General features: G+C 43.5%; 2 pseudogenes. One reads left to right on the top strand and one right to left on the bottom strand.

Annotation, left to right across the window (positions count from 1 at the left end):
* Nucleotides 1-170 (top strand): annotated as a pseudogene (lpxC, locus tag R8N49_RS30160) (UDP-3-O-[3-hydroxymyristoyl] N-acetylglucosamine deacetylase); the annotation flags it as partial.
* A gap of 75 nt (nucleotides 171-245) precedes the next feature.
* Here lpxC and R8N49_RS30165 read toward each other — a convergent pair.
* Nucleotides 246-526 (bottom strand): annotated as a pseudogene (locus R8N49_RS30165) (DUF721 domain-containing protein); the annotation flags it as partial.

Consider the following 526-nt stretch of genomic DNA (forward strand, 5'->3'; position numbering starts at 1 on the left):
GTGGTCATCCAATTATTGGTGAATTCCGTGCTTATAAATCAGGTCACGGTTTAAACAACCAACTTCTACGCGCAGTATTGGCGGATCAAGAAGCATGGGAATGGACAACTTTCGAAGAAGAAGTCGGTTCTCCAGTCGCTTTTGCAGAGCCAAACATGGTGCTAGCATAAGTTAGTCAAAGAATATTAAAAACCAGGTTTCGACCTGGTTTTTTTCTATCTAAATTTTACCGCACGTGATGATGGTTATTGGCCAGATTTTTCTGCCATATCTGCGAGCCTTTTTAGTCTCTCTTGGATTTTTGGTGGGGCCATATCAGCGATGGTCATCAGTGATTGAGCTGCTGACTCGGTGAGTGGCGGGCGTTTTGGCCTATCGTCTTTCTCGTATCGATTACGATAAAGTGAAGGGTTGATCCGAACGTCGACACTTATCAATTTTGCATAACCTTGTGTGCGCAGTTTGTTTAAGATCATTAGACGATCGTAGTCGATCTTCATTTTGATGGCCGCGCTAGATACGTCTA

Source organism: Vibrio sp. 1978 (assembly GCF_033344345.1).